General features: G+C 75.7%; 8 protein-coding genes. 5 read left to right on the forward strand and 3 right to left on the reverse strand.

The window, feature by feature from the left end; all coding sequences use genetic code 11:
* Positions 1–15: 15 nt before the first annotated feature.
* Both RND61_RS06865 and RND61_RS06870 read right to left on the reverse strand, forming a co-directional pair.
* Complete coding sequence (locus RND61_RS06865) at positions 16–525, reverse strand: hypothetical protein (protein WP_315876867.1); 510 nt, start codon at positions 523–525, stop codon at positions 16–18.
* A gap of 212 nt (positions 526–737) precedes the next feature.
* Entirely contained in the window at positions 738–1,982 is a 1,245-nt protein-coding gene (locus RND61_RS06870; RefSeq protein ID WP_315876868.1) for a nucleotide sugar dehydrogenase, read from the reverse strand.
* A 238-nt stretch (positions 1,983–2,220) separates the two neighbouring features.
* Between RND61_RS06870 and RND61_RS06875 the strand changes: the two genes are divergently transcribed.
* Positions 2,221–3,927 (forward strand): glycerol-3-phosphate dehydrogenase/oxidase, encoded by a 1,707-nt coding sequence (locus tag RND61_RS06875; protein WP_315876869.1) that lies wholly within the window; start codon positions 2,221–2,223, stop codon positions 3,925–3,927.
* On the opposite strand, the gene RND61_RS06880 is transcribed toward RND61_RS06875, so the two are convergent.
* On the reverse strand, positions 3,864–4,982 hold the full coding sequence (locus tag RND61_RS06880) for a serine hydrolase domain-containing protein (RefSeq protein WP_315876870.1): 1,119 nt from the start codon (positions 4,980–4,982) through the stop codon (positions 3,864–3,866). The genes RND61_RS06875 and RND61_RS06880 overlap by 64 nt on opposite strands.
* Before the next feature lie 157 nt (positions 4,983–5,139).
* Here RND61_RS06880 and RND61_RS06885 point away from each other — a divergent pair, with 157 nt between their 5' ends.
* From RND61_RS06885 to RND61_RS06900, 4 genes are all read left to right on the forward strand, one after another.
* Positions 5,140–7,416, forward strand: a complete 2,277-nt coding sequence (locus tag RND61_RS06885) for a serine/threonine-protein kinase (protein WP_315876871.1) — start codon at positions 5,140–5,142, stop codon at positions 7,414–7,416.
* A 147-nt stretch (positions 7,417–7,563) separates the two neighbouring features.
* Positions 7,564–10,275, forward strand: coding sequence for a protein kinase (locus RND61_RS06890; RefSeq protein WP_315876872.1), 2,712 nt, complete (start codon positions 7,564–7,566; stop codon positions 10,273–10,275).
* 163 nt (positions 10,276–10,438) lie between these two features.
* On the forward strand, positions 10,439–12,088 hold the full coding sequence (locus RND61_RS06895) for a serine/threonine-protein kinase (RefSeq protein ID WP_315876873.1): 1,650 nt from the start codon (positions 10,439–10,441) through the stop codon (positions 12,086–12,088).
* A gap of 156 nt (positions 12,089–12,244) precedes the next feature.
* Positions 12,245–13,689, forward strand: a 1,445-nt coding sequence (locus RND61_RS06900) for a protein kinase domain-containing protein (RefSeq protein WP_315876889.1), incomplete at its 3' end; no start/stop codon positions are given.

Below are 13,689 nucleotides of genomic sequence, written 5' to 3' on the forward strand. Positions count from 1 at the left end.
ACGGGCGGCGGGCCGCTACGCGGAGCCCTTCTTGGCGCCGGCGAAGGCGGTCACCGCGCCGATGACGAGGAAGACGTACGTCATGCCGTCCGCGGCGGTCCTCCACAGGTCGGCCAGCTCGGCGAAGTTCTCGAAGAAGATCTCCGTGAATGAGGCCTGGCCGAGCTTGCTGAAGACGACCGCGATCGCGACGAGCTGACCCAGGTAGACCGCCCCGGCCGAGAAGAGCGCCGCGCCGACCGCGAGGACCGGGTTGCGTCCGCCGACCTTGCCGGCGACGAAGCCGACGAGCAGGCCGACCCCCACCGCCGCGTAGCCGATCTCCCGCTCGATCGCGCCGCCGATGCCGCCGTACGCGCCCGCGGCGACCAGGGCGGCGCCCAGCGCGGCGAGCAGCCCGAGGGCGAGGTTGTTCCGCGCGGGCGCCGGGGCCTGCACCGGGTGCTGCGGGTACGGGTGCGGCTGCGCGCCCGGGCCGCCGGCGAACGGGTTGCCGGACTGCGGCGGCGGAACGGACTGGCTCATGCTGGGAATCCCCCCTGGAAGGAACGGCGGCCGGCACCTGACGTGTGCACGGCCGCGCGCGAAGTCAGAGGCGGACACTAGCAGCCCCCTCTGGCGGCGAGCGGCGCGATGTACGACCGTGACCGGCCCGGAAGCAAGCCGAGATCCGGGGGCTTCGGCGGGGGCCACGCCCCGTCGCCGCCGGCTCTCGCCGGGCCGGCCGCCGCCGGGCATCAGAGGCGGTGCGCCGCGCCGACCGGGGTGGCGCCGCGCGTGTCGAGCAGGAGCTGCGCCTTCACGGCCAGGCCCTGGAGGTCGTACGTGCGGTGGTGCTGGAGCAGGATCGTCAGGTCGGCGCCGGCGGCCGTCTCGTACAGGGAGTCCGCGCGCGGGACCGGCAGGTCGCGCACCCGCCAGACCGGCACGTACGGGTCGTGGTAGCTGACCGCCGCGCCCATGTCCATCAGCCGCTGCGCGATCTCGGGCGCGGGGGAGCCCTCGCGGTCGGCGAGGTCGGGCTTGTACGTGATGCCCAGGAGCAGGACGCGGGCGCCGCGCACGGACTTGCCGTGCTCGTTGAGGAGCGTGGCGCAGCGCTGGGTCACGTACTGGGGCATCCGCTCGTTGATCTGGCTCGCCGTCTCCACCAGGCGCAGCGGGCGGTAGGAGCCGATCGTGTCGACGGGGGTGCCGTGGCCGCCGACGCCGGGGCCGGGGCGGAACGCCTGGAAGCCGAACGGCTTGGTCTCGGCGCACCGGATGACGTCCCACAGGTCGACGCCCAGGTCGTGGCAGAGCACCGCCATCTCGTTGACGAGGGCGATGTTGACGTGCCGGAAGTTGGTCTCCAGCAGCTTGACCGTCTCGGCCTCGCGGGGGCCGCGCGCGCGGACGACCTTGTCGGTGAGGCGTCCGTAGAAGGCGGCGGCGGACTCGGTGCAGGCGGGGGTGAGACCGCCGATGACCTTGGGGGTGTGGGCGTAGCCGTGGTCGCGGTTGCCGGGGTCGAGGCGGGCGGGGGAGTACGCGAGGTGGAAGTCGCGGCCGGCGCGCAGCCCGGAGCCCTCTTCGAGGATCGGGCGGAGGACGTCCTCGGTGGTGCCGGGCGGGACGGGCGATTCGAGCAGCACGGTGGTGTGGGGGCGCAGCCGGGCGGCGAGCGCGCGGGCGGCGTCCGTGACGGCGGTCAGGTCCAGGGTGCGGGGGGCGGCGCCGGGCGGGGTGGGCGCGCAGATGACGGCGGTGCGGACGCGGCCCAGCTCGGCGGGGTCCGTGCTGGGGCGGAAGCCGGACGACAGCATCCGGCGGATCTCGGACGGGGTGAGGGAGCCGTCGACCGGCGGCCGTCCGGCGGCCAGCTCGGCGACCGGCCGGGGGTCGGTGTCGTAGCCGACGGTGGCGATACCGGCGGCGGTGGCGGCCTGGGCGAGGGGCAGTCCGAGGTGGCCGAGGCCGATGACGACGAGGTCTGCGGGCATGGGCGTGAGCCGTCCTTCCCAGTAGCCGGAGGGGGCGGGTCGCGCAAGTCCTGTGGACAGAACGAGCGGACGCAATGTCAGACTAGGCTTAAATATGACCGTTATGCGGTATTGCGCGGTCGTGGTCGTCCGAGTGTTGTCCACAGGTCGCACGGGGCCGGTGGCCGATGCCGGTGAGCGGGGACAGAATCGAGTCGGTGAGCCCGGGCACACAGGGGGACGGCGACGGGAGGCAGCGGTGAGGACAGCGAGACTGGGACCCGCGGAGCGGACCGCGGCCCTGGCGGCCATGGCCGAGCGCGAACTCGACGTACTGGTCGTGGGCGGTGGTGTGGTCGGGGCCGGTACGGCGCTCGACGCGGCGACCCGCGGCCTCGCCACGGGCCTGGTGGAGGCCCGTGACTGGGCGTCGGGGACGTCGAGCCGGTCCAGCAAGCTCATCCACGGCGGCCTGCGCTACCTGGAGATGCTCGACTTCGCGCTGGTGCGGGAGGCGCTGAAGGAGCGCGGCCTGCTGCTGGAGCGGCTGGCGCCGCACCTGGTCAAGCCGGTGCCGTTCCTCTACCCGCTCCGGCACAAGGGCTGGGAGCGGCTGTATGCCGGGTCGGGCGTCGCCCTGTACGACGCGATGTCCGTCTCCTCGGGCCACGGCCGCGGCCTGCCCGTGCACCGCCACCTGTCGCGCCGGCGCGCCCTGCGGGTCGCCCCCGCCCTGCGCAGGGACGCCCTGGTGGGCGCCCTGCAGTACTACGACGCCCAGATGGACGACGCGCGCTACGTCGCCACGCTGGTGCGGACGGCCGCGGCGTACGGGGCGCACGTCGCCAGCCGCGCCCGGGTCGTCGGCTTCCTCCGCGAGGGCGAGCGGGTCGTCGGCGCCCGGGTGCGGGACGTGGAGGCGGGCGGCGACTACGAGATCCGCGCCAAGCAGATCGTCAACGCGACGGGCGTGTGGACGGACGACACGCAGGCGCTGATCGGGGAGCGCGGCCAGTTCCACGTCCGCGCCTCCAAGGGCATCCACCTGGTGGTCCCCAAGGACCGCATCCACTCGACGACGGGCCTCATCCTGCGCACGGAGAAGAGCGTCCTGTTCGTCATCCCGTGGGGCCGCCACTGGATCATCGGGACGACCGACACCGACTGGGACCTCGACAAGGCGCACCCCGCCGCGTCGAGCGCCGACATCGACTACCTCCTGGAACACGTCAACGGCGTCCTCGCCACGCCACTGACCAGGGACGACGTGGAGGGCGTCTACGCGGGCCTGCGCCCTTTGCTGGCAGGCGAGTCCGACGCGACCAGCAAGCTGTCCCGCGAGCACACGGTCGCCCACCCCGTGCCCGGGCTGGTCGTGGTCGCGGGCGGCAAGTACACGACGTACCGGGTGATGGCCAAGGACGCGGTGGACGAGGCGGTCCACGGCCTGGACGTGCGGGTCGCCCCCTGCGTCACGGAGGAGGTGCCGCTGCTGGGCGCCGAGGGGTACCGCGCGCTGTGGAACGCCCGGGCCCGCATCGCCGCCCGGACGGGCCTGCACGTCGCCCGCGTCGAGCACCTGCTGAACCGGTACGGGACCCTGACGGAGGAGCTGCTCGACCTCGTCGCCGCGGACCCGGCCCTCGGGGCGCCCGTCACCGGCGCCGACGACTACCTCCGCGCGGAGATCCTCTACGCCGCCTCCCACGAGGGCGCCCGGCACCTGGACGACGTGCTCACGCGCCGGACCCGGATCTCCATCGAGACCTTCGACCGGGGCACCGGCTGCGCCCGCGAGTGCGCCGAGCTGATGGCGCGGGTCCTCGGCTGGGGCGAGGACCAGGTCGCCAAGGAGGTGGAGCACTACGAGAAGAGGGTCGAGGCGGAGCGGGAGTCGCAGCGTCAGCCGGACGACCAGACCGCGGACGCGGCCCGGCTGGGCGCCCCGGACATCGTGCCGCTGTGACCCGCCGCCGCGTCGGAGGGCGGGCAGAACTCGGCCTCCAGGACGGAGCGTTCCAGGGGCGGCCCGGGAGCGGCGGCCAAGGTGTCCGTGTTCACGCGGAAGGTGACGACGCGTCGGCCGTCGACGGTCGCGGCGGAGCGGACGTAGCTGCCCGGGACGCGGCCGTTGTGGCCCCAGACGGTGACACCGCAGGGGAGCCGGGTGGGGAAGACGCCCATGCCGTAGCGGCCGTGGGCGGACGAGGTGTCCAGCAGGGCGTCCAACTGGGCCGGCGGGAGGAGCCGGCCGCCGAGGAGGGCGGAGTAGAAGCGGTTCAGGTCGGCGAGGGTGCTGACCAGTTCGCCGGCCGCGCCCGCGACGCGCGGGTCCAGGGAGGTGACGTCCCGCCCGGCGGAGTCGTACCCCCGACCGTGCGGTGCGGGGAGGGAGGTGCGGGAGCCGGGGAAGGACGTGCCGGTCAGTCCGAGGGGAATGATGATGCGGCGGCGGGCCTCGGCGGCGTAGGAGCGGCCGGTGACGCGTTCGACGATCCGGCCGAGGACGACGTAGTTGGTGTTGGAGTAGGCGAAGCCGCCGGGCGGCTTCGGGCCGCGGGACGCCAGCGCCGCGCGAAGCCCTTCGGGCGGGACGGTGGCGCCGGAGGGGCGTGCGAGGTCGGGGAGGCCGCTCGTGTGCGTGAGGAGGTGGCGCAGGGTGACGCGCCGGTCCAGCGGAGGGGGGAGGAGGGCGGGGGCGTGGGCGGCGACCGGGTCGTCGAGGGCGAGCCGCCCCTCCGAAGCGAGTTGGAGGACGACCGTGGCGACGAACGTCTTCGTGACGCTGCCCGCACGGAAGTGGTCGGGGCGGCCGATGGCCGGTCCCGTCGTCTCGAACCGGGTGGACCCCGGGGCTCCGGGTGTCCCGGAGGTCTCGGAGAGGAGCGCGGCGGCCGGGGCGCGGCCCGTCGTGACCAGTCCGGACAGGACGGAGGGCGGCGTGGCCGCGGGGTCACCCGCCATCAGTCCGCCGATGGCCAGAACCAAGGGCACCACGAGTCTCGTCCTGAACTTCGACATGGCGCGGCACCCTCCTTCACCGCCATCCTCGCGGACGCCGGACCCGGGAGAACCCCCGGTCCCGGAGTGAGGGACAATGAAGGTTCCACCAGGGCGGGTTACCGCATCGCGCGGACGCGGCAGGCGCGGGCGAGGAACAGGATCGCAGAGGGGACGCATGTCGGGAGCGGAGCAGTCGCGGGACGCGGCGCGGCAACCTCAGCGGGGCGCCGACGGCGAGGGCACGACCTCGAAGGGTGCGACGGTGAAGGGTGACGGGGCCGAGCAGGCCGCGACGTCGAAGGGCGACGCCGGCGCGGAGGGTGGTGCCCCGGAGAACGACGCCGTGACGGGCGCCCGTCCCGAGGGCGGGACCCCGGCCGCGGACACCCCAGGAAAGGACACCCCCGCGAAGGCCGCGCCCGCGAGCACGGCACCGAAGGACGGGACTCCGGCGGACCGGACCCTGGAGGACGAGGCCCCGGCGGGTGGGGCGGCTTCCGGTGCGGCCGGCGGCGCGGCTGCCGGCACGGCCGGGGCGGGCCTGGTGAAGAAGTCCGCGGGCGGCGCCCGCGTGACGACCGAGGGCCGCTTGTTGGCGGGGCGTTACCGGCTCGGCGCCGTCCTCGGGCGCGGCGGCATGGGCACGGTCTGGCGGGCCGTCGACGAAACCCTGGGCCGTACCGTCGCGGTCAAGGAGCTGCGCTTCCCCAACGCCATCGACGAGGACGAGAAGCGGCGCCTCATCACCCGCACCCTGCGCGAGGCCAAGGCCATCGCCCGGATCCGCAACAACAGCGCCGTCACGGTCTACGACGTGGTCGACGAGGACGACCGCCCCTGGATCGTCATGGAGCTCATCGAGGGCCGCTCCCTCGCCGACGTCGTCCGCGAGGACGGCACGCTCACGCCGCGGCGCGCCGCCGAGGTCGGCCTCGCCATCCTCGACGTGCTGCGGTCCGCGCACCGCCAGGGCATCCTCCACCGCGACGTGAAGCCGTCGAACGTCCTCATCGCGGACGACGGACGCGTCGTCCTCACCGACTTCGGCATCGCCCAGGTCGAGGGCGATCCGTCCATCACGTCCACCGGCATGCTCGTCGGCGCGCCCTCCTACATCTCGCCGGAGCGGGCCCGGGGCCAGCGCCCCGGCCCCGCCGCCGACATGTGGTCCCTCGGCGGGCTCCTCTACGCGTGCGTGGAGGGCCACCCGCCGTACGACAAGGGCTCCGCCATAGCGACGCTCACGGCCGTGATGACCGAGCAACTGGACCCGCCGAAGAACGCCGGCCCGCTCGACAAGGTCATCTACGGGCTGCTCGCCAAGGACCCGGCGCAGCGTCTCGACGACGCGGGCGCGCGGGCGTTGCTCAACGAGGTCCTCCGGGTGACCGCGGCCCCGGCCGCCCCGCCGCCGGCCGAGCCGTCCCCGGAGGCCACGCGCGTCGTCCCGCTCCCGCCCGTCCCCCCGGCGGCCACGGCTTCCACCGCCACCACCGCCGCGACGACCGGCGCCGCCCCGGCCGGCGACGCGACCGCCGAGCGGCTGCGCGGCGCCCTGCGCTCGGTGCGGAACGCCGCCGCGGCGGCCACCACCACCCGGCCGGCCAAGCCGGAACGTTCCGGCCCGCCCGTCCCCGTGCGGGCGCCGCTCACCGACGTGGTGCCCCGGCGCACGCTGGTCACCATCGCGGTCGTGGCCGTCCTCGCGGTCCTCGCCACCGTCCTCGCGTTCGCCCTCGGCGGCGGCGACGACACGACCGCCCAGGGCTCGGGCGGCACCCGGGGCGGCGACAAGGCCGCCTCGGAGGGCACCACCACCGGCGGCGACTCCACGGGCGGCGCCACCACCGGGGGCAACGGCGGCAGCCCGGACGGCGAGCCCGGACAGCAGCAGGACGGCGGCCGGTCCGGCACGACGGGCGGCGACTCCGGCACGACGGGCGGCACGGGCACCAAGCCGCCCGCTTCACCCGGCACCGGCTCCGGCCCCGCGCTCCCCGCCGGGTACAGGACGGTCACCAACGACCGCTTCCACTTCTCCATGGCCATGCCCTCCGGCTTCCGCATGACGGGCGTGGCGGGCCGCGGCTCCGGCGGGATATTCAGCGCCTCGGGAGGCTTCCCGCGCGTGCAGGTCGACTACACCGACAGCCCCGGCGGCGACGCCGCCGCCGCGTGGAACGCCGCCATGGGCGCCGTCGCCGCCAGCAGCAGCGGCTACCGGCACCACGGCATCAAGCCCGTCTCGTACAAGGGCTACCCGACCGTCGCCGACTGGCAGTTCGAGCGCGACCAGGGCGGCACGCGGGTACGGGTCCTCAACAGGGGCTTCAAGGTCGACGCCACGCACGGCTACGCGATCATGATCTCGTGCAAGTCCAGTGAGTGGAACGGGCCGGAGTGCACCACGCTCAGGAACACCGCGTTCGCGACGTTCCGGCCCACGGACTGACCCACGGCACGTATCGTGAGAGCGCGCGGACCGTGCGAAGCCGCATCAGGCGGGTAACTGCACAAGCAAGGACCAGGGACGACGGCTCCGTACGATTCCGTGCGAACGGCGGAGCCGGGGGGAACAGCGCGCTGCTGGGGAGGCGTCGTGGACGACTACGCGGGAAGGGTGCTCGCCGACCGCTATCGCCTGCCCCTCCTCCCCTCCGACGAGGACGGGTACGGGGACGCCGGGGCGTACGGGCTGGTCGAGACGCGCGCCTTTGACACGTACAGCGGCCAGGAGGTCGTGGTCCGGCAACTGCCCCTGCCGGAGACCGTGGACGCCGAGGTCGTCGACGCGGACGGCGCCTACCACCGCCCGTACGGGCACGCGCCGCAGCGCACGGCCGTCCGCGCGACCGCCGACCCGGCCGTCCAGCGGGCCGTCGAGGCCGTGCAGGCCGTGGCCCGGATCCCCGACCACCCGCGCCTCGACCAGGTCTTCGATGTCTTCACCGAGGGCGGATCGCTGTGGATCGTCAGCGAGCCGATCGCCGCCCGGCCGCTCGCCGCCCTCGTCCGCGAGGAGCCGCTCAGCCCGTACCGCGCCGCCGAGATCGCCTCCGACGTGCTCACGGCGCTGCGCGCGCTGCACGCCCACGGCTGGACGCACCGCAACATCACCGTGCGCACGGTCCTCGTCTGCGACGACGGCCGGGTCGTCCTCTCCGGGCTCGCCGCCGGCGCCGCGGAGGAGGCCCTGTGCGGTTACGCGCCGGTGCCGTTCCCGGACGACGCGGACCTCCCGTACCTGGACGCGGACGGCGACCCGCACGCGGACGGGCACGACGTCGGGGAGGCGGAGCCGTACGCGGACGAGCCCGGGGAGCAGGACGGCGACGCGTACGACGACGCGTACGACGACGGGGCCGAGGTCGTCACCGGGCGCGTGCAGGCGTACGACGAGGACGACCCGGACGAGGACGGCCCGTACGACGACGTGTACGAGGACCCGTACGGCGCCCCCCGCGCCATGGCCCCCGCGCCCCTCCCGCCCGGCCCGCCGGCCCTGCCCAGCGGGTACGAGCCCCAGTACGTCGCCCAGGCCGCGGACCGCATCGCCGACGACGGCGACGGGGACGACGACGGGGACGACGAGGCCGACGGCACCACCCAGTACGACGTCCACGACCTCCACGACCTCTACGACGCCCGCGACGCCCACGACCTCTACGGTGGCCACGACGCCTACGGCGGCCACGGCACCCACGACCCCTACGGCCCCGACGACGTCCACGGCGACGGGGACGTCGGGACCGAAGGGGACGACGAGGACGACGAGGACGGCGGGGTCCTTCCCCCGCGCGCGCTGCTCGCCGGTACGTGGCGGGACGGCCCGGTCCCCGCGGGCGGCGGCAGCTCCCCGTACGGGGACGTCGCCCCGTACGGCGGCGCCCGCGCCGCCCTGCGCGCCGACTCCCAGCGCCAGGCCCAGCAGGCCCGGCCCCAGCCCCCGCACCCCCGCCGCGAGCCCGGCACCGGCCGTGCCGCCGGAGCGGACGCGGAACCGGCGTCCGCCGCCGTCTACCGCGGCCCCACCACGCCGCTCGCCGCCGAGCGCGCCCGCCAGACCAGGATCGCCGTCGTCGGCGCCGTCACCGAACGGTGGGCGCCCGAGCAGGCCGGCCCCGTGCACGGCACCTGGCAGCTCGCCCCGCCCATCGGCCCCGCCACGGACCTGTGGGCGCTCGGCGCGCTGCTGTACCGGGTCCTCCAGGGCCACGCCCCGTACCCCGAGGACAACGCCGCCGAGCTCGTCCAGTTGGTGTGCTCCGAACCGCCCGCGTTCGCCGAGGAGTGCGGCCCGCTGCGCCCCGTCGTCGAGTCGTTGCTGCGTCAGGACCCCACCGAGCGGCCTGAGTTCGAGGAGCTGCGCGGCTGGCTGCGCTCCCTGGTCCGCTCGGCGCCCGAGCCCGACGCGGGCGCCTCCGTCGTCCCGATGCCGTCCGTCGACGCCGCCCGCCTGCCCATCGTCCGCCGCCGCGGCGACCTGGTCCGCAGGCGCCGCCCGCGCACGCGCACGCGTCCCCCCGCCTCCGCGGTCCACACGGCCCCGGCGCCCGCCCGGCACCGCCACAAGAAGGACAAGGAGCGGCACCCCAGGGGCGGTCCGCGCGCGCTGGGGCGCACGCTCCTGCTGCTGATACTGCTCGGCCTCGCCGCCGCCGTCGCGTACGCGGTGCTCTTCCTGCCCAAGGCCGAGCCGCAGGACCGGTCGCAGCGCCCCACCGGCACGGCCCGGCCGACCACGACCGCCCCGCACGGGCAGACCCCGCCCAGCCCGGAGGCGTCCGCGCCGCGGAGCCCGTCGCCCGGCGACCGGGCCCCCTCGACCAACGCCGGGACGCCCACCGCGCCCGCCCTGACGGAGGGGTACGTCGTCCGCGAGGACCCGGAGGGCTTCCGCGTCGGCGTCGACCGGACCTGGCGCCGCAGCCCCATCAACGACATCGGGCAGGTCCGCTACTCGGACGGCGACTACACGCTGATCGTCGTCCCCGGCCGCGACACCGTCCGCACGGCCGGCGCGGACCCGCTGGAGTACCAGCGCGCCACGGAGCGCGAGCTCCAGCCGTGGCGCGACTCGACCTGGGCGACGGCGACCGGTCTGCGCCGCGTCGACGTCGGCCGACAGGCCATGGCGGAGGGCCAGTTCACCTGGCAGGACGCCAACGGGCGCCAGGTGTACGTGCGGAACCTCGTGCTCCTCGTCGGCGACCGCTACCACGTCGTCCAGGCCATCGGCCCCGAGTCCGAGCGGGACAAGGTCACGGAGATCTACGAGCAGGCCGTCAAGGCGTACCGCGCGTCACGCTGACGCACCGTCGGTTAGCCCGTTCGAGGGATGAATGGTGGCGAATTCGCGCCAATCAGCGGGACCCGTGTCACGGTGTGATCTCCGTGGTCGCCCCGAGGTTCCCGTGTCGTACACCCTCCGTAACCTTGCTCCGAAGGGGCGGGGCGGGGCTGGGCGGAGGCACGTGGAACGGACTCAGGGCGTGGGCGGGGGGCTGGTGCTCGCGGGGCGCTACCGGCTGGGCGAGACCATCGGCCGGGGCGGGATGGGCAAGGTGTGGCGGGCCCACGACGAGGTGCTCCACCGCACGGTGGCGGTCAAGGAGCTGACGGCAGGTCAGTACGCCTCCGAGGCCGACCGGGCCGTCCTGCACGCCCGTACCCAGAAGGAGGCGCGGGCCGCCGCCAGGATCACGCACCCGGCCGTGGTCACCGTCCACGACGTGCTGGAGCACGACGACCGCCCGTGGATCGTCATGCAGTACGTCGACGGCCCCTCCCTCGCCGAAGCGGCCAAGTCCGCGCCGGATGGCCGGATCGCGCCGCGCGAGGCCGCCAGGATCGGCCTGCACGTGCTGGGCGCGCTGAGCGCCGCGCACGCCGCCGGGGTGCTGCACCGGGACGTCAAGCCCGGCAACGTGCTGCTGGCCCGCGACGGGCGCGTGCTGCTCACCGACTTCGGCATCGCCGCCATCGAGGGCGACACCACCATCACCCGCACCGGTGAAATCGTCGGCTCCGTCGACTACCTCGCCCCGGAGCGGGTCCGCGGCGCCGACCCGGGCCCGGCCTCCGACCTGTGGGGGCTGGGCGCCACCCTGTACACGGCGGTGCAGGGCGAGTCGCCGTTCCGCCGTTCGTCGGCGATCAGCACCATGCAGGCCGTGGTCACCGAGGAGGCCGGGGCGGCCGTGCACGCGGGCCCGCTCGCCCCGGTGATCACCGCGCTGCTCCGCAAGGACCCCGCCGACCGGCCCACCGCCGCGGAGGCGGAACGCATGCTGGCCGAGGCGGCAAAGGGCCGTACGCCGACCGCCGCGCCCGCGTCCGTACCGACCCGTCCCGTGTCCCCCGGCGAGGTGCGCCGGGAGGCGGGCGGTGCCGCCCGCGACCGGGCGGGCGACACGGCCACCGCCCCCGCCCCGCGTCCCGGCCGGGCCACCGCCCGGGCGGGGCTGGCCCGTTGGCGCAAGGCCGCCCTGGTCGTGCTCCTCGCGGCGGTGGTCGGCGCGGGCGCCGGGTTCGCCGCCATGCGGTACACCGACTCCGGCCGTGCCGCCGCCGTCGCCCCCGCCACCACCGCCCCCGCGCCGAGCGCGCCCCCGTCCGACCCGGGCGGACCGGGCGACCCGTCCGGCCCGTCCGACCCGGGCGGCGGCGTGCCGGAGGGGTGGGAGCGCGTCGAGGACCCGCTCGGCTTCGGCCTGCTCGTACCGGCCGGCTGGAAGCGGCGGACGGACGGCGGCCAGGTCGACTACACCCCGGACGACGGCAGGCACCGCATCCGCGTCAGCGTCGACGATGAGCCGGATTTCGCGAACCCGTACATGCACATGCTCGACGTGGAAAAGACCCTGCGGGAGAGGTTGCCGGAATACCGCCGGGTGAAGCTCGGCCAGAATACGTTCCGTGATCAGCTGGAATCCTGTCTCTGGGAGTTCACCTGGCACGAGAAAGGGACACACCCCGGTAAGCGCCACGCGATGGACCAGGTGTACTACACGGACGACGGAACCGAGTACGCGCTGTACATGTCGTCTCCCGAGGAAGACTGGGCGACCACACGGGAGCAGTTCGACATGGTGCTGCGCCACTGGCGACCCGCCGAGGGGTGACCTCCTCGGCGCGAGCGGAGGAGATGGGCCGTGTCGGTCGGAGGGTGGAGACCGGAGGAGCAGGGGGAGCCGCGGCAGCAGCCGCACGGGCAGGCGCGTGAGCAGCGGCGGATCGTCGGCCGCTACCGTCTGGAGGCCCGGCTGGGCCGCGGCGGGATGGGGACCGTGTGGCGCGCCCACGACGAGCTGCTGGGCCGTCAGGTCGCCGTGAAGGAGCTCCACGTCGACGCGGACGCCTCGGGCGGCGGCGACGAGGCCGTCGACGCCACGCTGCGCGAGGCGCGCGCCGTGGCCCGGGTGCACCACCCGCACATCGTCTGCGTCCACGACGTGGTGGAGGAGGACGGCGTCCCGTTCATCGTGATGGAGTTCGTCGAGGGCGTGTCGCTCGCCGAGCGGATCGCCGTACGGGGCCCGGTGGAGGCGCACGAGGCGGCCCGGATCGGCCTGGCGCTGCTGTCCGCGCTGCGCGCCGCGCACGCGATCGGGGTGCTGCACCGGGACCTGAAACCGGCCAACGTGCTGGTGGAGGAGGCCACCGGGCGGGTCGTCCTGACCGACTTCGGGATCGCCCAGTTGGCGGGGGCGAGCACGCTGACCGAGACGGGCATGTTCGTCGGCTCGCCCGAGTACACCGCGCCGGAGCGGATGCAGGGCCACCGGGCGGGCCCGGCGGCGGACCTGTGGTCGCTGGGGGCGCTGCTGTGCGCGGTGATGACGGGGCACTCGCCCTTCCACCGCGACTCGCTGGGCGGCATCCTGCACGCCGTGGTGGAGGCGGAGATCCGCCCGCCCGCCGCCGCGGGGCCGCTGCTGCCCGTCGTGCGGGGGCTGCTGGAGCGCGATCCGGCCCGCAGGATCGACGGGGCGGAGGCGGAGCGGCTGCTGCGGGCGTACGCGGTGGGCGGCCCCTCGGGCGTCGTGGGCGCGGCGGTGGCGGCGCCCGGCGGCGCGGGGCCGGCCGACGCGGGGCGGAGCGACGCGCCGGCGGCCCACGACCGGCCCGACGAGGGCCAGCCGGGCGGGCAGGGCGGGCAGGGGGGCGCGCCGCACGGGGCGCGTTCGCACGCCGTGCCGCCCGCGCGGGCCCGGGACCGGGTCCGGCACATGGTCAGGGCGCTGCCCGGCAGGTCCTCGCCCGCCGTCCCGGACGCGCCCGCGGCGCCCGCCGTCCCGGACGTTCCCGCGGCCCCGGAGGTGCCGGACGTACCGGAGGCGGCGGGCCTCCCGGGTGTCTCGCCCCTGGGGCAGGCGGTCGGCGTGCCGGACCGCGGCCCCGCCGCGCCCACCCTGCCCGCGCCGCCGCCCGTCGGCACCGAGCCCCAGGACGCCGTGCTCCCCGACGCCGTCCCCGGAGCCGGCCCCGACGGGGCCGGGACCCCGCCGGCGACCGGCGGGCCGGCGTCGTACGGGCCGCCGTCGTACGGGCCGCCCTCCGGCGCGCCGCCGTACGACTCCCCGCCCCCCTACGGCACGCCGCCCTCCGGCGCGCCCCCCTCCGACCTACCGCCGCCCTCCGGGGTCCCGCCGTACGACTCCCCTCCCTACGGCACCCCGCCGCCCACCGGCGCGGCTCCGGGCGGCACCCCCCGGGGGGGGGG

Origin of the sequence: Streptomyces tamarix (assembly GCF_032423885.1) — a bacterium.
Classification (GTDB): Bacteria; Actinomycetota; Actinomycetes; order Streptomycetales; family Streptomycetaceae; genus Streptomyces; species Streptomyces tamarix.